This is a genomic window from Allobranchiibius sp. GilTou38 (assembly GCF_017565325.1).
GTDB classification, from domain to species: domain Bacteria; phylum Actinomycetota; class Actinomycetes; order Actinomycetales; family Dermatophilaceae; genus Allobranchiibius; species Allobranchiibius huperziae.
In genome coordinates, this window is the sequence record NZ_JAGEKN010000006.1 from 241,892 (window position 1) to 260,666 (window position 18,775).

Consider the following 18,775-nt stretch of genomic DNA (forward strand, 5'->3'; position numbering starts at 1 on the left):
CCGCGCTCGGATGGTGATTCGCGGCGGCCCGAACCCGCGGACGGGCGAAACCCGGTGGCGGCTGTCGGTGGCCGATGACAGAGTCGATGTCGGGCGCCCGACCGGTCATCAGGCATGGACGGCGGCGGATGCGCGAACTGACACATAGATCGGCAATAGACTGGTGCGGCCGGAGCGGGTCGCACCGGCGGGACAGGGGGAGTGGATGACCTCGGACGACCGGAGGGACGCGCTAGGGCGCCGCCCTCCCCTCGGCCCACCACCCGCCAAGGCTTCGCGTTACGCCGCGATGCGCCGGTTGCTGCCCTACCTGCGGCCCTACCGCACCCGCTGGCTGGCCATGGTGTTCGTCGCGGTGCTGAGCACGGTGGCGACGATCGTCATCCCGCTGATGACCAAGGTGGTGATCGACGGCCCGGTGCGCCATCACGATCGCACCGGCCTGTGGTGGTGGGGGACGGCCGCCCTGGCCATCGGGATGTCCGAGGTGCTCCTGTGGATCGTGCGCCGGTGGCTCGTGGCGCGCGCGACGATGGGCGTCGAGGCCGACATCCGCAAGGACCTCTATGCCCGGATGCAGTTGCTGCCGATGTCCTTCCACAGCAAGTGGCAGTCGGGGCAGCTGCTGTCGCGGATCATGAACGACCTGGGCACGGTGCGCCGCTTCCTGTCGTTCGGCGCCCTGTTCCTGCTTCTCAACACGATCCAGATCGTGGTCACCACACTGATCCTGCTCGCGATGTACTGGCCGCTGGGCCTGGTCGTGGTGGTCTCGGTGGTGCCGATCTGCGTGACCGTGCTGCGCAACGAGCGCAAGTTCACCGCCCTGTCCCGCAAGGCGCAGGACCAGTCCGGCCGTGTCGCCACGCACGTGGAGGAGTCCGCGCTCGGGCTGCGGGCGATCAAGTCCTTCGGCCGCGAGGACTACGTCTACAACCGGTTCGACACGCAGGTCAAGGAGCTTTACGACATCCAGGTCGGCAAGGTCTCCCTGCAGGCCACCTTCTGGACCATCCTGGAGGTCATCCCCAACGTCACCCTGATCCTCGTGCTGGGGCTCGGCGCCACCGCGGCCGGCCAGGGCCGGATCACGCTCGGCACGCTGGTCGCCTTCATCACGATGATGCTGTCCATCGTCTGGCCGATCGCGTCGATGGGTTTCTTCCTGTCGATGACGCAGGAGTCCATGACGGCTGCCGATCGGATCGTCGAGGTCTTCGACGCTCCGCGGGAGACCCTCGACGGTGCCGGACTCGTGCCGGTCCGCGGCGGTGAGTTGGAGCTGCGCGACGTCGGCTACCGCTTCCCGGACGGTGAGAAGTGGGCGTTGCGCCACCTCGACCTGACGGTCCCCGCGGGTCAGACGCTGGCGGTGGTCGGCACGACCGGCTCCGGCAAGACCGTGCTGACCGGCCTGATCTCGCGGCTGTACGACGTGAGCGAGGGGCAGGTGTGCATCGACGGGGAGGACGTGCGCGACCTGCGCCTGGAGGAGCTGCGCTCGGTCGTCGCCACGGCGTTCGAGGACCCGACGCTCTTCTCGATGTCGGTGCGCGAGAACCTCACCCTCGGCCGTTCCGATGCCACCGAGGAGGAGATCCGCGAGGCGCTGCAGGTGGTGCGCGCCGACTTCGTCGACGACCTGCCCTACGGTCTGGACACTCGCATCGGCGAGCAGGGAATGAGCCTGTCCGGTGGCCAGCGCCAACGACTGGCCCTGGCCCGTGCGGTGCTGGCCCGGCCTCGGATCATCGTGCTGGACGACACCCTGTCCGCGCTCGACGTGCACACCGAGGCACTCGTGGAGGATGCGCTGCGGGACGTGCTGGTGGGAGTGACCGCGATCGTCGTGGCCCACCGTGCGTCCACGGTGATGCTCGCCGACCGGGTCGCCTTGCTGCAGGACGGGCGGATCACCCACGTCGGCACGCACCGCGAGCTCCTGCGGACGGTGCCGGAGTACCGCTACCTGCTCGCCGCGGAGGACGAGACCGCCGTACCCGCGGGGGGTGCGCGATGAGCACGGAGGTGACGGCGCGCGCCGAGGCACCCGAGGGCGACCCCACGGGGGACGAGGCTCTCGCCCCCGAGCAGTGGCGCGGCCGGATCGCGGACCCCGAGCAGGAGGCCGTCGACGACGGCACGACGTACCGCGTCGAGGCACGCGCCCTGCTCCGCAACCTGCTGCACCCCTACCGTCGGGCCATCGCGCTGCTCACGCTCGTGGTGGTGCTGGAGAACCTCTCCCGACTGGCCGTGCCGTTCCTGGTGCAGCGCGGCATCGACCACGGCATCCCGCCGATCGTGGCCCACCAGGGTTCGCACACCCTGATGGTGGTCGTGGGGATCCTCTGCGTGGCCGTGATCGTGCAGGCGGTCACTCGCACGTTCTTCCTGCGCCGATCGGGGATCATCGGCCAACAGGTGCTTCTGGAACTGCGTCGCCGCGTGTTCCGGCACTTCCAGCGCCTCGACGTCTCCTTCCACGACCGCTACACCTCCGGTCGCGTGGTGAGCCGCTCGACCAACGACGTCGAGGCCATCCAGGAGATGCTGGAGAACGGTTTCGACAGCCTCATCACCGCGGGACTCACCCTCGTCGGCACAGCGATCGCGCTGCTGCTGCTCGACATCAAGCTGGGCCTTGTCTGCCTGGTGAGCTTCCCCTTCCTGGTCCTGCTGTCCGCGTGGTTCCGCCGGGAGTCCTCCAAGACCTACCGCGAGGTGCGCGAGAGCGCAGCGCTGGTGATCGTGCAGTTCGTCGAGACCATGACGGGCATCAAGGCCGTGCAGGCCTACCGCCGCGAACCGCGCAACCAGCAGATCTTCGAGACACTCGCCGATCGCTACCGCAGGATCAACGAGCGCACCTTCAAACTCGTCGCGATCTTCATGCCCGGCGTGAAGCTGATCGGCAACATCACCACCGGTGTCGTCCTGATCTACGGGGGCTGGCGGGTGCTCGAGGGGTCGATGACGATCGGCGTCCTCGCGGCGTTCCTGCTCTACCTGCGGATGTTCTTCGAGCCGATGCAGGACATCACCCAGTTCTTCAACACCTTCCAGTCCGCCTCCTCCGCCCTGGAGAAGCTGGCCGGCGTGCTGGCCGAAGAGCCCAAGATCGCCGACCCGGCCGTCCCGAAGCCGTTGGATTCGGCGCTCGGCACGGTCGACTTCGACCACGTCGACTTCGCGTACGTGCCGGGGCACCCGGTGATCGCCGACCTGGACCTGCACATCCCCGCCGGGCAGACCGTGGCGGTGGTGGGCACCACCGGCGCGGGCAAGACCACCGTGGCCAAGCTGATGGCCCGCTTCTACGACGCGAGCTCGGGCAGCGTGCGCCTCGACGGCGTCGACCTGCGCGACGTGACGCAGGAGCAGCTGCGCCGGCAGGTGGTGATGGTCACCCAGGAGAACTTCATGTTCGAGGGGAGCGTCGCGGACAACATCCGGTTCGGCGCGCCCGACGCGAGCGACGAGCAGGTGCTCGCGGCGGCCCGTGCGGTCAGCCTGGATCGGTTCATCGACACCCTGCCGGACGGGTACGACACCGACGTCGGCAAGCGCGGCGGGCGACTGTCGGCGGGCCAGCGGCAGCTCGTGGCATTCGCGCGCGCGTTCCTCGCCGACCCTGCCGTCCTCATCCTCGACGAGGCCACGTCCTCTCTCGACATCCCCAGCGAGCGGCTGGTCCAGCGCGCGCTGGAGACCGTGCTCGCCGACCGGACGGCGGTGATCATCGCGCACCGGCTGTCCACGGTCGCGGTCGCCGACCGGGTGCTGGTGATGGAGCACGGCAGGATCGTGGAGGACGGCAGCCCGGCGGAGCTCATCGCCGATGCGGGGCGCTACGCCGCGTTGCACGACGCCTGGACACGCTCGCTGGCCTGACGCCGCCCGGGCAACTCCCGGGTCGCGAGACTAAAGTCAGGTCATGGAGCGTCGCATCTTCGGTATCGAGAACGAGTACGGCGTCACCTGCACCTCCGCAGGGCAGCGTCGACTCTCCCCGGACGAGGTCGCGCGCTATCTCTTCCGCAAGGTCGTCTCGTGGGGCCGCTCCTCGAATGTGTTCCTGGGCAACGGTTCCCGGCTCTATCTCGACGTCGGCAGCCACCCGGAGTACGCCACCCCCGAGTGCGATGACATCCGCGAGGCCGTCATCCACGACAAGGCCGGCGAGCGGATCCTGGAGGGCCTGGTCGAGGAGGCGCAGCTGCGCCTCGCCGAGGAGGGCGTCGAGGGTCAGATCTACGTCTTCAAGAACAACACCGACTCCGCCGGCAACTCCTACGGCTGCCACGAGAACTTCCTGATCGGCCGGCAGGGGGAGTTCCAGGCCGTCTCCGACGTGCTCATCCCGTTCCTCGTGAGCCGTCAGATCGTCTGCGGGGCCGGCAAGATCTCGATGCTCGGGCACAAGCCGACGTACTGCGTCAGCCAGCGAGCGGACCACATCTGGGAGGGCGTGAGCAGCGCGACGACCCGCTCGCGGCCCATCATCAACACCCGCGACGAGCCGCACGCGGACGCCGAGCGCTACCGCCGACTGCACGTCATCGTCGGCGACAGCAACATGAGCGAGACCACCACGCTGCTCAAGCTCGGCTCGGCGCACCTCGTGCTGCAGATGATCGAGGCCGGCGCGCCGATGCGCGACCTGAGCCTGGAGAACCCGATCCGCGCGATCCGGGAGATCAGCCACGACATCACCGGTCGTACGCCGGTGCGCCTTTCCAACGGCAAGGAGATGTCGGCGCTGCAGATCCAGAGCGAGTACTTCGAGCGTGCGAGGGCGTTCGCCGAGAAGGAGGGCATCAGCGACCCGGTCACCAAGCAGGTGCTCGACCTGTGGCAGCGCACGCTGACCGCCATCGACACCGATGACCTGGGCATGGTCGACACCGAGATCGACTGGGTCATGAAGCACCGCCTGCTCGACCAGGTCGCAGCGAAGCACGGTCTGGGGCTGGACGACCCGCGGCTGCAGCAGATCGACCTCACCTATCACGACATCAACCGCCGCCGCGGGCTCTTCTACCTGCTGCAACGCCGCGGGAAGGCCGCCCGAGTGTGCACCGACCCGGAGGTCTTCGCGGCCAAGACCTTCCCCCCGCAGACCACCCGCGCCAAGCTGCGCGGCGACTTCATCCGGTCCGCCCAGGCGCACCGTCGTGACTTCACGGTCGACTGGGTGCACCTCAAGCTCAACGACCAGGCGCAGCGCACGGTGCTGGTCAAGGACCCGTTCTCCGCACAGGACCCTCGCGTGGAGCGGCTGATCGACGGCATGTGACCGCTGGCGAGCGGGCACAGAACACCGGGTTAGGGTGACGTGTCTCCCACCACCCGACCCATGAGGTTTGCTCCGTGCGCCGCACTGCCGTCCGCCTGCTCAGCATCACCGCCGTTCCGCTCGTCCTGCTCACAGGATGCGGCAGCGACTCCAAACCCAAGACGGCGACGTCGCTCAGCGACCTCACGGTCAACACGTCGAACGCCGACAAACCGACGGTCACCATCCCCAAGGGGGGATTCAAGGCGGGCAGCCAGACCGCGACCCAGGTGCTGACGCAGGGGACCGGCCCGACCATCGGCGCCAAGCAGATCGCGTACGTCGACTACGTGGCCTACAACGCCACGAAGAACAAGCAGCTGGTCAGCACCTTCGGGCAGCGCTTCGTGCCGATCCCGTTGGCGGACACCACCCAGCTCCCGGGCCTGGTGAAGTCGCTCGTCGGCAAGAAGGTCGGCACGACGCAGAAGGTCGCGATCCCGGCGTCGCAGGGCTTCGGATCGGCCGGAAACAGCACGCTCGGCGTCTCCGCCACCGACACGTTGGTCTTCTACATCAAGATCGACGGCGCGGCGGACGCGCTCACCCAGCCGACCGGCACCCAGGCCACCCCGCAGGACGGCTTCAAGGTGTCGGTGCCGGCGGGCACGAATAAGCAGGCCACGATCACCGTCCCGGCCACCGCGCCGAAGACGCTTCTCATTCAGCCCCTCATCAAGGGCACAGGCATCAAGACCGCCACCGGCGACTTCGTGACGGTCAGCTACACCGGCGTCAACCTGCGCACCAAGAAGGTCTTCGACGCCAGCGCCAAGACCGGCCAGCCCGCGACCTTCCAGCTCTCGACGGGAGCGATCGCCGGTTTCGTCAAGGGCCTCACCGGTCAGACGGTCGGCAGCCGCGTCCTCATCTCGATCCCGCCGGCGGAGGGCTACGGCAGCGCCGGACAAGCCCAGGCGGGCATCAAGGGCACCGACACCATCGCGTTCGTCGTCGACATCCTGGCGATCGTCCCGCAGCCCCCGCAGCAGCAACAGCAGTCCGGCGGCAACTGACGCCCGTCGCGCCCCGCCGTCACCGAAACGCCAGAGAGGCCACCATGCCGTTCGACTCCACCACCACCAAGCCCGAGGTCGACTTCCCGGGTGACACCCCGCCGACCGACCTGGTCATCGAGGACATCACCGAGGGTGACGGCAACGAGGCCAACTCCGGCGACACCATCGAAGCGCACTACGTCGGCGTCGCCTGGTCGACCGGCGAGGAGTTCGACTCCTCATGGGACCGCGGCGAACCCCTGCGGTTCCAGGTCGGCGTGGGTCAGGTCATCAGCGGCTGGGACGAGGGCATCGTCGGCATGCGCGCGGGCGGTCGCCGCAAGCTGACCATCCCGCCGCAGATGGGTTACGGCGAGCGTGGCGCCGGCGACGCCATCAAGCCGGGGGAGACCCTGATCTTCGTGGTCGACCTGGTCAGCACCAACCGACCCGGTGCGGGTGCGGCGTTCGGTATCGGCTGACCGACCTGCGCGCCTGAGCGGCGTACGACACCGTCGAGCGGCATCCCTTCACGGATGCCGCTCGACGGTTCTTCGTTGCACTCAGGCAGGAAGTGGTGGTCACAGGAGGATCGCGACGAGCGGCGCGAGGACCACGGCCACCGAGACCACCAGCCCGATCCAGGCGAGGACGCGGTGGAACCTGTTGTCCGCGCGCAGATTGCTCGCCAGCTGCAGCTCGGGTGCCACCCAGGGCGACAGGCCCATCCGGCGGGCGTCCGGCGGCAGCTCGTTCGCACGCCACACCGGAGTGCCGGGCGACCACTGCGGGGTCGGCTCGTCGGGCGCGGGAAAGACTCCGGGCATGACCTCAGCGTGACAGACGCGACACGCTGAGCGGTGACCTTGGCGCAGATACGTCCGAAGGACACAGGTCGGCCCGTGACTCTCGGACCCAGCTGTGACACCGTCGAGCCGAGTTTCGGCCGCGCCGCGGGGCGAACATACGTGCGCACCTGGGGTGCGGGTGGGATAGCGTTGCCGCACATGAGCACCACCTCCCCGGCCGCCAAGACCGAGCGGCTGCTCAACCTGGTGATCTGCCTCCTCTACACGCGTCAGCCGCTGTCGAAGGCGCGGATCCGCGACGCCGTCCCGCAGTACGGGGAGACCGCGTCGACCGAGGCCTTCGACCGGATGTTCGAGCGCGACAAGGACGAGCTGCGCGACCTGGGCATCCCGTTGCGCACCGAGCCGCTGGACGCCTACTTCGACGACGAACCCGGCTACCGGATCGACCGTCGGGAGTACGCGCTGCCCGACATCGTCTTCGAGGCGGACGAGCTGGCCGTGCTCGGTCTGGCGAGCCGCACGTGGCAGCAGGCGAGCCTCGCCGGGGCCGCCTCGACCGCGATGCGCAAGCTGCAGGCGGCCGACGTCGAGCGTGACGCCGCCTCGATACTCGGCCTGGAGCCTCGCGTGCGCACGACGGAGGCCGCGTTCACCCCGGTCAAGGATGCCGTCCTCGCCTGCCGGCCGATCAGCTTCGACTACCGCAAATCCGATGGGGCCGTCAGCACTCGTCACCTGCAGCCCTGGGCGGTCACCAACTGGCACGGCCGTTGGTACCTCACGGGATTCGACACCGACCGCGGGGCTCCACGGGTCTTCCGGCTCGGTCGCATCGACGGCGCCGTGAAAGCCACGGGACGCCCCGGCGCCTACCAGGTGCCGGACGACCACGACCCGCTGCGGATGATCGAGGGCGTCGAGGTCGAGCGCGAGCCGCAGCCTGCTGTGCTGCGGGTGCTGGTCGGTGCGGGCAACACGCTGCGCCGTCGGGCACGCACCGTCGGCGACATCGACGACCACTGGTCGCAGCTCGACGTCGACTTCACCGACACCGAGGTCTTCGCCGAGCAGATCTCCGGGTTCGGCCCGGCCGTGCGGGTCATCCATCCGCCCGAGCTGACGCAGGCCGTCGTACGCCGGCTGCGGGCCGCCCGCCACGCCCAGGAGGCACGCTGATGGCCACTCCCGAGAGCGCGACCGCTCGCCTGTCGCGGTTGCTCACGATGGTTCCGTGGCTGGTGCACCGTCAGGGGATCGACATCGACGAGGCCGCCGCCGAGCTCGGCGTGCCCCGCGCGCAGATCGAGTCCGACCTCAGCCTGCTCTTCGTCTGCGGGACGCCGGGCCACCTGCCCGACGACCTGATCGAGGCCGAGTGGGAGGAGGGCCGGGTCTATCTGCGCAACGCCGACACCATCGCCCGACCCCTGCGGCTGGGCATCGACGAGGCGACCGCCCTGATCGTCGGCCTGCGGGCCCTGGCGGCCGTGCCGGGCCTGGGGGAGCGGGAGGCCGTCGACCGGGCTCTCGCCAAGCTCACCGAGGCGACCGGCGAGAGCGCCCAGGCGACCCGCCGGGTGCAGGTGACGCTGGCGGGGTCGGTGGCCGACGAAACGCTCGCCCTGGCGCGTGAGGCGCTGCGCGGGAATCGTCGGCTGCACCTGCGCTATCTGGTCGCCGCTCGCGACGAGGCCACCGAGCGGGACGTCGATCCGATGCGGGTGTTCAACATCGACAGCCACTGGTATCTCGAAGGGTGGTGCCACCGCGCACAGGATGTGCGGCTCTTCCGGCTCGACCGGATCGAGACGATCACCCCGCTGGACGTGGACGGCACACCGCCCGCGCAGGCCAGGGCCCGCGACCTGGACGCCGACATCTTCACCCCGGCACCGGACGATCTGACGGTGACCCTGGGACTCGCGCCGCGAGCTGCGTGGGTGGCGGAGTACTACCCGGTGCAGGACCGCACCCAGGCCGCCGACGGCACCCTGACGGTCACGCTGCGCACCGCCGACAGCACATGGGTGCGCAACCTGGTCTGGCGACTCGCCGGTGGGGCCTGGGTCATCGAACCGCACTCGCTGCGCGAGGAGGTCCGCGCTGGGGCGGACGAGGCGCTCGCGGCGTACGAGGAGAGCTGATCCTCCGCCGAGACAGACCACCGGCATCTCCGAGGAGTGTCCAGGCGGGTCGCGTACAGTGGAGACTGCTGCACCACCCTCGACGTGAAGGATCCTCCTGATGCGTAACTTGTTCGACGGCTGGCACATCGTGGTCCTCGCTGTCGTCATCCTCCTGCTCTTCGGGTGGAAGAAGATGCCCGACATGGCCCGCAGCTTCGGCCGCTCCGCACGCATCCTGCGCTCGGAGATGGACGAGATGAAGAACGACAAGAAGTCCGAGGCCGCCGGCCAGACGGTCAAGGGCCAGGCCACCACGCCGCCCGCCACACCTGCTGCCGCCCCGCCCCCCGCGCCTGCTGCCACTCCGCAGGCTCCGGCCGCCGGCACGACGCCGACGGTGCCGGAGACCCCAGCGCAGCACCCGGCAGACCACAACACCACCGCCTGACACGTCGCGCAGCGGGGCATCTGAGACTTCATGGCCGTACTGGGCCGTAAGGACAATCCGGAAGGTCGGATGTCCCTGGGGGAGCACTTCCGGGAGTTCCGTCGGCGTGCGCTCATCGCGGCCGTCGCGGTCGCCATCGGTGCGGTGGTCGGTTGGCTGAAGTTCCACACCGTCTACCAGTGGATGATCGATCCGCTGCTGGACGCGGCCCGCGATCGCCACGTGCCCGCCTCCCGAGTGAGCACCAACTTCGGCCGCGGCGTCGGTGACGCCTTCAGCATCAAGTTGAAGGTGTCGCTCTGGCTCGGTTTCATCCTCGCCAGCCCCGTGTGGCTGTGGGAGATCTGGGCCTTCCTGGCACCCGGCCTGACCCGCAAGGAGAAGCGGGTCGGCGCGGCGTTCATCCTCTCGGCCGTGCCGCTCTTCCTGATCGGCTGCTGGGTCGCGACCCGCACCATTCCCAACGCCGTGGTCTTCCTCGTCGGCCAGACGCCCAAGCAGGGCACGAACTTCATCGACGCGCAGACCTACATCGCGTTCATCACCAAGTTCGTCCTGGCGTTCGGGCTGGCCTTCCTGCTCCCGGTCTTCCTGGTGGGCCTCAACGGGATCCGGGTGCTACCGGCCCGGGTGATGCTCAAGGGCTGGCGGATCGCGACGATGCTGATCTTCGTCTTCGCCGCCGTGATGAGCCCCAGTCCGGACGCGTGGTCGATGCTCGCTCTGGCCTTCCCGATGGTCGGCCTGTACTTCGCGGCCGTCGCCGTCTCGGCGTTCTTCGACCGGCGCCGCAAACAGGCCGAGCCGCGGGAGTGGCTCGACGTGCCCGACGACGAGGCCTCCACGCTCTGATCCACCGGCAGGGCTAGCCTTCGAGACATGTCCAGCTCGGCAACTTCGCAGCCCTCGCGCGCCCCGCGCCGGATCGACGGTTCGCACCTGCGACGGTTCGCCGACGGGTACGACTTCCCGTTCGACGACTTCCAGCGCCGGGCCCTGGTCGCCGTCCAGGAGGGCCGCCGCAGCGTGCTCGTCGCCGCGCCGACCGGGTCGGGCAAGACGCTGGTCGGTGAGTTCGCGGCGTACCTGGCGCTGCAGACCGGCACCAAGACCTTCTACACGACGCCTATCAAGGCGCTGTCGAACCAGAAGTACGCCGACCTGGTCGCCCGGCACGGCGCCGACAAGGTCGGGCTGCTGACCGGCGACTCCTCCATCAACGGCGAGGCGCCGGTGGTCGTGATGACCACCGAGGTGCTGCGCAACATGATCTACGCCGGGTCGGACACCCTGCGCGGGCTCGGCTACGTCGTGATGGACGAGGTGCACTACCTCGCCGACCGCTTCCGCGGTGCCGTATGGGAGGAGGTCATCATCCAGCTGCCGGACGACGTGCAGCTCGTGTCGCTGTCGGCGACGGTCAGCAACGCCGAGGAGTTCGGGGAGTGGCTCGGCACGGTCCGCGGCGACACCGAGCTGATCGTCGAGGAGACCCGCCCGGTGCCGCTCTGGCAGCACATGATGGTCGGTCCGAGCATCCTGGACCTCTTCGTCGACGAAGAGAACAGTGACCGTCTGCGACTCAATCCTGAGCTGCTGCAACGCATCTCACAGTTCGACGCGAAGACCGACCGGCACGGACGCCGAGAGGACGCCGGGGGACCGAAGGGTCGGCGGGGCAACCAGCGTCGCGGCCGCGCCCACGACGGGCCCGTGCGCTCGGGCCGGCCCAGCCGCGGACCCAGCAGGGCTGAGGTCATCGACGCACTCGACCGCGCCGGGCTGCTTCCCGCCATCACCTTCATCTTCAGCCGCGCCGGCTGCGACGCGGCGGTCACGCAACTGCTCTCCTGGGGCACCCGGCTCATCCCGGCCGCCGAGGGCGAGAGGATCCGGCAACTGGTGCAGGAGCGCGTCTCCTACCTGCCCGAGGAGGATCTGGGCGTCCTCGGCTACTGGGAATTCGTGGAGGGCCTGGGTCGCGGGTTCGCCGCGCACCACGCCGGGATGCTGCCGACGTTCCGCGAGATCGTCGAGGAGCTGTTCACCGAGGGCCGGATCAAGGCCGTCTTCGCGACCGAGACGCTCGCGCTCGGTATCAACATGCCCGCGCGCACCGTCGTCCTGGAGCGACTGGTGAAGTACAACGGCGAGACGCACGCGGACATCACGCCGGGGGAGTACACCCAGCTCACCGGCCGAGCGGGCCGCCGGGGCATCGACTACGAGGGGCATGCCGTCGTGCTCTACAACCGCGGCCTGGACCCGCACGAGGTGGGCGGCCTGGCCTCGACCCGCACCTACCCCCTGCGGTCCAGCTTCGTGCCCACCTCGAACATGGCGGTCAACCTGGTGGACCAGGTCGGCCGTCCCGCGGCGCGAGAGCTGCTGCTGCAGTCGTTCGCCCAGTTCCAGGCCGACAAGTCCGTGGTCGGCGTCGGGACGGCCGTGCGCCGCAACGAGGAGGCCCTGGAGGGTTACACCGAGGCGATGCGCTGTCACCTGGGCGACTTCGCGCAGTACGCCGCGGTGCGCCGGGAACTGTCGGACCTGCAGAAGGCCGCCGTACGCCGCCGCGCCGCCAGTCGCCGAGCGGAGACCGCGGTGTCGCTGGAGGCGCTCAAGCCCGGCGACGTGGTGCAGGTGCCGTCGGGCCGCCGCCAGGGCCTGGCCATCGTGATCCAGGCGAACGTCGGCGGCCGCCGCGGCAGCGCCGAGCCGATGATCCTGACCCAGGACGCTCAGGTGCGCCGTCTGGAGGACAGCGACCTCGACGGGCCGATCGCGGCGTTCACCACGCTCCCGATCCCCAAGGGCTTCCACTCCCGTAACCCCAAGGCCCGTCGTGACCTGGCGGCCACGCTGCGCGCCAAGGTGCCCGAGGGGATGGCCGAGCGCGCCGCGAAGGCGAACGCCCCGGAGCCCGACGAGCAGACCCAGGCCGACGTGGAGCGCCTGCGCCGCCGGTTGCACGATCACCCCTGCGACCGGTGCGAGCACCGTGAGGAGCACGCCCGCTGGGCCGAGCGGTGGTGGCGACTGCGCCGGGAGACCGACGGCCTGCAGCGCAAGGTGTCCGGGCGCACCCAGACCGTCGCCGCCACCTTCGACCGCATCTGCGACCTGCTCGCCGAGCTGGGCTACCTGACCCCGGACGGCGAGAAGGTGACCGACGAGGGCCGGGTGCTGCAGCGCATCTACGCCGAGAAGGATCTGCTGGTCGCGGAGTGCCTGCGTCAGGACGTCTGGCGCAGGCTCGACCCGCCGTCGCTCGTCGCGGTGGTGAGCTCGCTGATCCACCAGGCCCGCCGGGAGGGGGAGGGCGGCTCGGTGAAGGTGCCCAACGACCAGGTCGCCGAGGCCCTCGAGCACATGAACCGGCTCTGGGGCGAGTTGCACGACCGCCAGCTCGGCAAGCGGCTGGCACCGACCGGCGAGCCGGACTCCGGAATCGCCTGGATGATGCACCGGTGGGCCAGCGGCGGGCGCCTGGAGCTGGTGCTGCGCGACTCCGAACTGTCGGCCGGCGACTTCGTGCGGCGCTGCAAGCAGCTCGTGGACCTGATGGACCAGATCCACGACGCGAGCTCGGACCCGCAGATGCGGCGTACGACGCGTGCCGGCATCGACGCGGTACTGCGCGGAGTGGTGGCGGCCGACCGGCTGGACTGACCCGCCGCCCCTTTGTCAGCGCCGTCCTGGCGTCGGCGCCGCAAATGAGCTGACAGCCGGGGGAGTGGGGTCGGGTCGTGGCAGGATGCGGCCATGTCCTTCTCGCCGAAGCACCTGACCCAGGGTGAGCGCGTCGAACTCGAGTTGCACACCCACATCAAGGCCATCGTCCTTCCGCTGATCATCCTGGTCGTCGCGACCGTGGCGGCTCTCGCGGGCGCGGTGTACTGGGACAACCAGTGGGGTCGCCTCGCCATCGGGGTCCTCTGGCTGCTGATCGTGATCGTCTTCGTGCTGGCGCCGGTGTGGCGGTGGCGGGCGACGTTCTACGTCATCACCAACCGCCGGCTGATCACGCGGACCGGGATCGTGAGCAAGTCGGGCCGCGACATCCCGCTCTACCGCATCTCGGACGTCGCCTACGACAAGGGCCCGCTGGACCGCATCCTCGGCTGCGGCACCCTCATCGTCTCGGACGCCTCGGACCAGGCCGGTCTGCAACTGCACGACGTGCCCCATGTGGAGGACGTCCAGGTGCGGCTCAACGAGCTGCTCTTCCAACACGACAACGGCACCGACGACGAGGGCACCTTCCCGCCGGGCGACCCGCGCGGAGACCGCCGCCGCGCCTACTGACGCTTCACACCCGAGTGTCCGAAGCGCTGCGGCCCCCGACGTGGGAAGAGTCCGGACGCCCGCTCGGGACGCCTCAGCCCCGCAGGTTCAGCGCAGCGAGGACCCGCCGCAACGGGGTGGTGATGTCGATCTCGTCGACGATGCGCTGCAGCGCCTCCGGGTCCGCGACCTTCCGCGGCAACGCCGTCACCAGATCGGTCGGCACCGGCACGTCCAGTGCCACGTCGACCACGGCCGGGGCCACGTCGAGGTAGTCCGAGGCCGCTTCCAGCTTGGCCCGCTGCGCGCCCTTGAGGGTCGGGTCACCGCCGTCGATCGCGGCGCGCAGACCCGCGAGGTCGCCGTACCGCGCGAGCAGCGTGGCGGCCGTCTTCTCACCGATGCCGGCCACCCCGGGCAGCCCGTCGCTGGTGTCGCCGCGCAGCGTGGCCATCTCGGCGTACGCCCGCCCGGTCGCCACGGCGTACTTGGCCTGCAGCGCCGACTGGTCGATCACGTCCGGCTCGCGCACCCCGCCGCGTGCGGTGTAGAGCACCCGCACCGACGCCTCGTCGTCGACGAGCTGGAAGAGGTCCCGGTCACCGGTCACCACGTCGACGGGGCAGACGCCGAGGTGGGTGTGCACCAGAGTGCCGATCACGTCGTCGGCCTCGTAACCGTCGGCGCCCAGGCGCGTGATCCCGAGCGCGGCCAGCAGCGACACGATGTAGGGCACCTGAGGGGTGAGGTCCTCCGGGGACTCCTCGAGCACCTCCGACCCCTCGGTCACCCGATGGGCCTTATAGGAGGGGATGGCGTCGACCCGGAACGCCGGTCGCCAGTCGTTGTCCCAGCACGCGACCAGATCGGAGGGCTCGTGGTCGTTGACCAGCGTCGCGATCATGTCCAGGAATCCCCGGATCGCATTGGTAGGCAACATATCCGGACTGTCTCGCCGGTCCGGCACTCCGTAGAACGCACGGAAGTAGAGACTGGCGGAGTCCAGCAGCATGAGGCGTCGGGTCATGCACGGCATCGTCCCTTACAGTGCCCCCATGGAGGAACTCGATCGTCGGATCGTCGGCATGCTGGCGGCGGACGGTCGGATGAGCTTCACCGACCTGGGCCGGGCCCTCGGGCTCTCGACCTCGGCGGCACACCAGCGGGTACGCCGGCTGGAGGAGCGCGGGGTGATCCGCGGCTACCGCGCATTGATCGACCACGACGCGGCGGGCAATCCGCTCACGGCGTTGATCTCGGTGACACCGGTCGATCCGGCGGCGCCCGACGACGTGCCGGACCGCCTGCGGGACCTGACCGAGCTGGACTCCTGCTACTCGGTCGCAGGCGTGGAGAGCTACGTCCTGCAGGCGCGGGTCGCTGGTCCGCTGCAGCTGGAGGAGTTGCTGGCCCGGATCCGGGCGGCGGCGTCGGTCACCACCCACACCACGGTCGTGCTCAGCACACCGTGGGAGGACAGGCTTCCCCCAGCCGACTGACGACGAGTTCTCATACGACGCCGCTACGGCGTGTCGGCCGCGACACGCCGTAAATCTCGATATTGGTGAATTCTTGACGTCCGTCCAGGCGGCGCGTTGACCTGCGACGACGCGCGTCTTCGCAGGTCAGACCGCTGTTGACATCTACTTGGCGACCGGTAAATTTCTCTTCGCGCCGCGGGGCCGTTACGGCGGCCGCAGGCTGGATGGACCCGCACTCTCAGTAGAAAACATGCGCCCCGGCGCGTACTGGTCCCAACGGAGTGCGGGTCCTTCCCTCTGCCCGGGGTTGTCACGGGCTCCTCGCATACTCTTGCTCGCGTGTGGCGACGGCTCCTGCTCTCGGCCGCGGGCGGACTGTGCCTGTGGCTCTCCTTCCCGACGCTCGGCATCTGGCCGCTGGCCGTGGTCGGGGTCGCGTTGATCTCGCTCGCCACCTGTGGCGCACGCGCCCGGGTGGGATTCCTGTGCGGCCTGGTGGGCGGCGCGGCGTGCTTCCTGCCGGTACTGCACTGGACCGGCATCTACGTGGGTCCGCTGCCCTGGATCGCCCTCGGTGTCACCGAGTCGATCTACGTGGCGTTCCTCGGGCTCGGCATCGCCATCCTGCAGTCGGCGGCGCCGCTGCCGTGGCTGCCCCGCTGGGTGTGGCCCGCCTCCGGACCGCGGGTGCGCCCGTTCTGGGTCGCGCTGCTCTGGGTCGTGCAGGAGGGCGTGCGCTCCAGCGTCCCCTTCGGCGGGTTCCCCTGGGCCCGCCTGGCATGGTCGCAGTCCAACTCACCGCTGTCGCATCTGGCGTCGATCGCCGGCGCGCCCGGCCTCACCTTCGTCGTCGCGCTGCTGGGCGGGGTGCTCGCAGCGCTCGTGCAGCGGTGGGTGCCGGGGATCGTGGGCGGTCGGCGATCCGACGCGGCGGCGTACGCGCCTCGACGCAGCTTGCGCGCCCTCTGGCCCGCGCTCGCCGTCGTGGTCGTGGTGGCCGGGTCGATCTGGTACCCGACACCCACCTCCGGCAAGAAGCTGCAGGTCGTCGGCATCCAGGGCAACGTGCCGACCATCGGCCTGGAGTTCAACGCCCAGCGCCGCGCCGTGCTCGACGACCACGCGCGAGCGACGGCGAAAGCTGCCGAGATGGTGCGGCGTGGCCAGATCCCGGCGCCCGACCTGGTGGTGTGGCCGGAGAACTCCTCCGACATCGACCCGACCCGCAATCCCGACGCGATGACCGAGATCCTGCACGCCGTGGCCGAGGTCAAGGCACCGCTCATCGTGGGCGCCGTGCTGGACGAACCGGCACCGGACGTCTCGAACACCTCACTGCTGTACCTGCCGGGCCGGGGGATCGTGGCGCGCTACGTCAAACAGCACCCGGTGCCGTTCGCGGAGTACATGCCCTACCGCTCCTTCTTCCGGCACTTCAGCAGCAAGGTCGACCTCCTCACGGTCAACTTCACCCACGGCAAGAAGACCGGGCTCTTCACGATCCCGACCCGCAGCCAGGGCAACGTGAAGGTCGGGCCCGTCATCTGTTTCGAGGTGGCGTACGACGGCCTGGTGCGCGCGCCGGTCGAGAAGGGCGCCCAGCTGCTCATCGTGCAGACGAACAACGCGACGTTCGGGCGCACCGCCGAGTCCGAGCAGCAACTGGCGATCTCCCGGATCCGCGCCATCGAGCACGGCCGGTCGGTGGTGCACGTGTCCACGGTCGGGGTGAGCGGCCTGATCACCCCTGACGGCGTCGTGCACGACCGCTCCAGCCTCTTCACCAGCAAGGTGCTCTCCGGGGCGATGCCGCTGCGTAGCTCGCTGACGATCGCCGATCGACTCGGGAATGTGCCCGAACACCTCGCCTACGCGTTGGCTGTGGCATCCTTCCTGCTGGCCGCGATCGGTTCGCGGCGACGACGCACCGCCGTTCGTGCCGACACGACGTCCCCGAGAGGCCGCCAGCTTGTCTGACTCCGCCCCACGACGCGTGCTGGTGCTGGTGCCGACGTACAACGAGCTGGAGAGCCTTCCGACGATCCTGGCGCGCCTGCGCGAGGCCGTGCCCGAGGCCGACATCCTGATCCTGGACGACGCCTCGCCCGACGGCACCGGCGAGCTCGCCGACGAGCTGGCCGCCCACGACTCACACGTGCAGGTGATGCACCGCGCCGCCAAGGAGGGCCTGGGCGCGGCGTACCTGGCCGGGTTCGCCTGGGGCCTGGACCGAGGCTACGACGCACTGGTCGAGATCGACGCCGACGGCTCGCACCCGCCGAGCGTGCTGCCGAAGATGCTGCAGGCGGCAGCGCGCGCCGACGTGGTGATCGGCTCGCGGTGGGTGCCCGGCGGCAGTGTGCGCAACTGGCCGCGCCAGCGCGAGGCCCTCAGCCGCGGCGCGAACCTCTACACCCGCCTGCTGCTCGGCATGCAGGTGCGCGACGCCACCGCCGGCTATCGGGTCTACCGCGCGGACGCGCTGCGCCAGCTGCGCCTGGAGGACGTCGCCTCGGCCGGTTACTGTTTTCAGATCGACCTCACATGGCGCGCCGCGCAGGCCGGCATGCGGATCGTGGAGATACCGATCACCTTCGTCGAGCGTGAGGTAGGGGTGTCGAAGATGAGCAGCGACATCATGCGCGAATCCCTGGTCAACATCACGTCCTGGGGCCTGCACTACCGCGCCGGGCAACTGGCGCGGCTGCTGCCGGGCCGCTCGCGATGACGACGGCACCCCGTCGACGGACCCGCTGGCTGCAGTGGGTGCCGCTGATCCTGTTCGTGACGGTGGTCTGCGAGATCGCCGTGATCATCGCGATCGCCCGCGCCATCGGAGGATGGCAGACGCTCGGACTGCTCGTCCTGTGCTCGCTGATCGGCGCCTGGCTCGTACGCCGTGAATGGTCCGGCGCCTGGCGCGGCCTGCAGGAGGCGTTGCGCACCGGCACCATGCCGGCCGACGAACTGGCCGACGCCGCCCTGGTGCTGGCCGGCGGCCTGCTGATCCTGGTGCCCGGCTTCATCACCGACGTGCTCGGACTGCTGCTGGTCCTGCCGTTCACCCGGTCGGTCGGACGCCGGCTGCTGCAGGTGCTCGTCGCGCGCCGGGTGCTCGGCGTCGCCGGGAGCGCGCGCGTCGTACGCGGTGAACGGGTGCCCCCGACATACCGGGCAGAGTCCTACGACCAGTCGAAGGATCAGCGGGCCGACCAGGGTCCGGATACGCCGATGGCACCGGGCAAGCCCGGTGCCATCGAGGGAAAGATCGTGCGGGACTGAATC

General features: G+C 69.7%; 17 protein-coding genes. 15 read left to right on the forward strand and 2 right to left on the reverse strand.

All coding sequences use genetic code 11. The annotated features are described in order from the left end of the window. Positions 1-205: 205 nt before the first annotated feature. The 5 genes from JOB34_RS06270 (at position 206) to JOB34_RS06290 (ending at position 6,818) form a co-directional block, all read left to right on the forward strand. Positions 206-2,020 carry an ABC transporter ATP-binding protein gene (locus tag JOB34_RS06270; protein WP_208051892.1) on the forward strand — a complete coding sequence of 605 codons (1,815 nt, stop codon included), beginning with the start codon at positions 206-208 and terminating at the stop codon, positions 2,018-2,020. Further along, on the forward strand, positions 2,017-3,894 hold the full coding sequence (locus JOB34_RS06275) for an ABC transporter ATP-binding protein (RefSeq protein WP_208051893.1): 1,878 nt from the start codon (positions 2,017-2,019) through the stop codon (positions 3,892-3,894). Before JOB34_RS06270 ends, JOB34_RS06275 begins: the two co-directional genes overlap by 4 nt. Positions 3,895-3,937: 43 nt before the next feature. Then, positions 3,938-5,299: a Pup--protein ligase gene (gene pafA, locus JOB34_RS06280; RefSeq protein ID WP_208051894.1), complete on the forward strand. Its 1,362-nt coding sequence runs from the start codon at positions 3,938-3,940 to the stop codon at positions 5,297-5,299. 74 nt (positions 5,300-5,373) lie between these two features. After that, positions 5,374-6,354 (forward strand): FKBP-type peptidyl-prolyl cis-trans isomerase, encoded by a 981-nt coding sequence (locus tag JOB34_RS06285; protein ID WP_347813750.1) that lies wholly within the window; start codon positions 5,374-5,376, stop codon positions 6,352-6,354. A gap of 44 nt (positions 6,355-6,398) precedes the next feature. Then, positions 6,399-6,818: an FKBP-type peptidyl-prolyl cis-trans isomerase gene (locus tag JOB34_RS06290; protein ID WP_179480681.1), complete on the forward strand. Its 420-nt coding sequence runs from the start codon at positions 6,399-6,401 to the stop codon at positions 6,816-6,818. A 99-nt stretch (positions 6,819-6,917) separates the two neighbouring features. Here JOB34_RS06290 and JOB34_RS06295 read toward each other — a convergent pair whose 3' ends face one another. Continuing rightward, positions 6,918-7,163, reverse strand: coding sequence for a hypothetical protein (locus tag JOB34_RS06295; protein WP_208051895.1), 246 nt, complete (start codon positions 7,161-7,163; stop codon positions 6,918-6,920). A gap of 180 nt (positions 7,164-7,343) precedes the next feature. Here JOB34_RS06295 and JOB34_RS06300 point away from each other — a divergent pair, with 180 nt between their 5' ends. The 6 genes from JOB34_RS06300 to JOB34_RS06325 all read left to right on the forward strand — a co-directional run bounded on the left by JOB34_RS06300 (position 7,344) and on the right by JOB34_RS06325 (position 14,030). Next, positions 7,344-8,324: a WYL domain-containing protein gene (locus JOB34_RS06300; protein ID WP_208051896.1), complete on the forward strand. Its 981-nt coding sequence runs from the start codon at positions 7,344-7,346 to the stop codon at positions 8,322-8,324. After that, positions 8,324-9,292: a WYL domain-containing protein gene (locus tag JOB34_RS06305; RefSeq protein ID WP_208051897.1), complete on the forward strand. Its 969-nt coding sequence runs from the start codon at positions 8,324-8,326 to the stop codon at positions 9,290-9,292. The genes JOB34_RS06300 and JOB34_RS06305 overlap by 1 nt, the downstream gene beginning before the upstream one ends. 100 nt (positions 9,293-9,392) lie before the next feature. Beyond that, positions 9,393-9,722 (forward strand): Sec-independent protein translocase subunit TatA, encoded by a 330-nt coding sequence (gene tatA, locus JOB34_RS06310; RefSeq protein ID WP_208051898.1) that lies wholly within the window; start codon positions 9,393-9,395, stop codon positions 9,720-9,722. A gap of 30 nt (positions 9,723-9,752) precedes the next feature. Next, positions 9,753-10,574, forward strand: a complete 822-nt coding sequence (gene tatC / locus JOB34_RS06315) for a twin-arginine translocase subunit TatC (protein WP_233762054.1) — start codon at positions 9,753-9,755, stop codon at positions 10,572-10,574. A 27-nt stretch (positions 10,575-10,601) separates the two neighbouring features. Then, positions 10,602-13,394: a DEAD/DEAH box helicase gene (locus JOB34_RS06320; protein WP_208051899.1), complete on the forward strand. Its 2,793-nt coding sequence runs from the start codon at positions 10,602-10,604 to the stop codon at positions 13,392-13,394. A gap of 93 nt (positions 13,395-13,487) precedes the next feature. Beyond that, entirely contained in the window at positions 13,488-14,030 is a 543-nt protein-coding gene (locus tag JOB34_RS06325) for a PH domain-containing protein (RefSeq protein ID WP_208051900.1), read from the forward strand. 73 nt (positions 14,031-14,103) lie between these two features. On the opposite strand, the gene JOB34_RS06330 is transcribed toward JOB34_RS06325, so the two are convergent. Further along, positions 14,104-15,036, reverse strand: coding sequence for a 5'-3' exonuclease (locus JOB34_RS06330; protein ID WP_208051901.1), 933 nt, complete (start codon positions 15,034-15,036; stop codon positions 14,104-14,106). Positions 15,037-15,064: 28 nt separating this feature from the next. Here JOB34_RS06330 and JOB34_RS06335 point away from each other — a divergent pair, with 28 nt between their 5' ends. The 4 genes from JOB34_RS06335 (at position 15,065) to JOB34_RS06350 (ending at position 18,772) form a co-directional block, all read left to right on the forward strand. Then, on the forward strand, positions 15,065-15,508 hold the full coding sequence (locus JOB34_RS06335) for an Lrp/AsnC family transcriptional regulator (protein WP_208051902.1): 444 nt from the start codon (positions 15,065-15,067) through the stop codon (positions 15,506-15,508). A gap of 321 nt (positions 15,509-15,829) precedes the next feature. After that, entirely contained in the window at positions 15,830-17,467 is a 1,638-nt protein-coding gene (gene lnt / locus JOB34_RS06340; protein ID WP_208051903.1) for an apolipoprotein N-acyltransferase, read from the forward strand. Further along, the gene (locus JOB34_RS06345) at positions 17,460-18,218 is read left to right on the forward strand and encodes a polyprenol monophosphomannose synthase (RefSeq protein WP_208052444.1); all 759 of its coding nucleotides are present in this window, start codon (positions 17,460-17,462) and stop codon (positions 18,216-18,218) included. Before lnt ends, JOB34_RS06345 begins: the two co-directional genes overlap by 8 nt. After that, complete coding sequence (locus JOB34_RS06350) at positions 18,215-18,772, forward strand: FxsA family protein (protein ID WP_208051904.1); 558 nt, start codon at positions 18,215-18,217, stop codon at positions 18,770-18,772. Before JOB34_RS06345 ends, JOB34_RS06350 begins: the two co-directional genes overlap by 4 nt. The last annotated feature ends 3 nt before the right edge of the window (positions 18,773-18,775 follow it).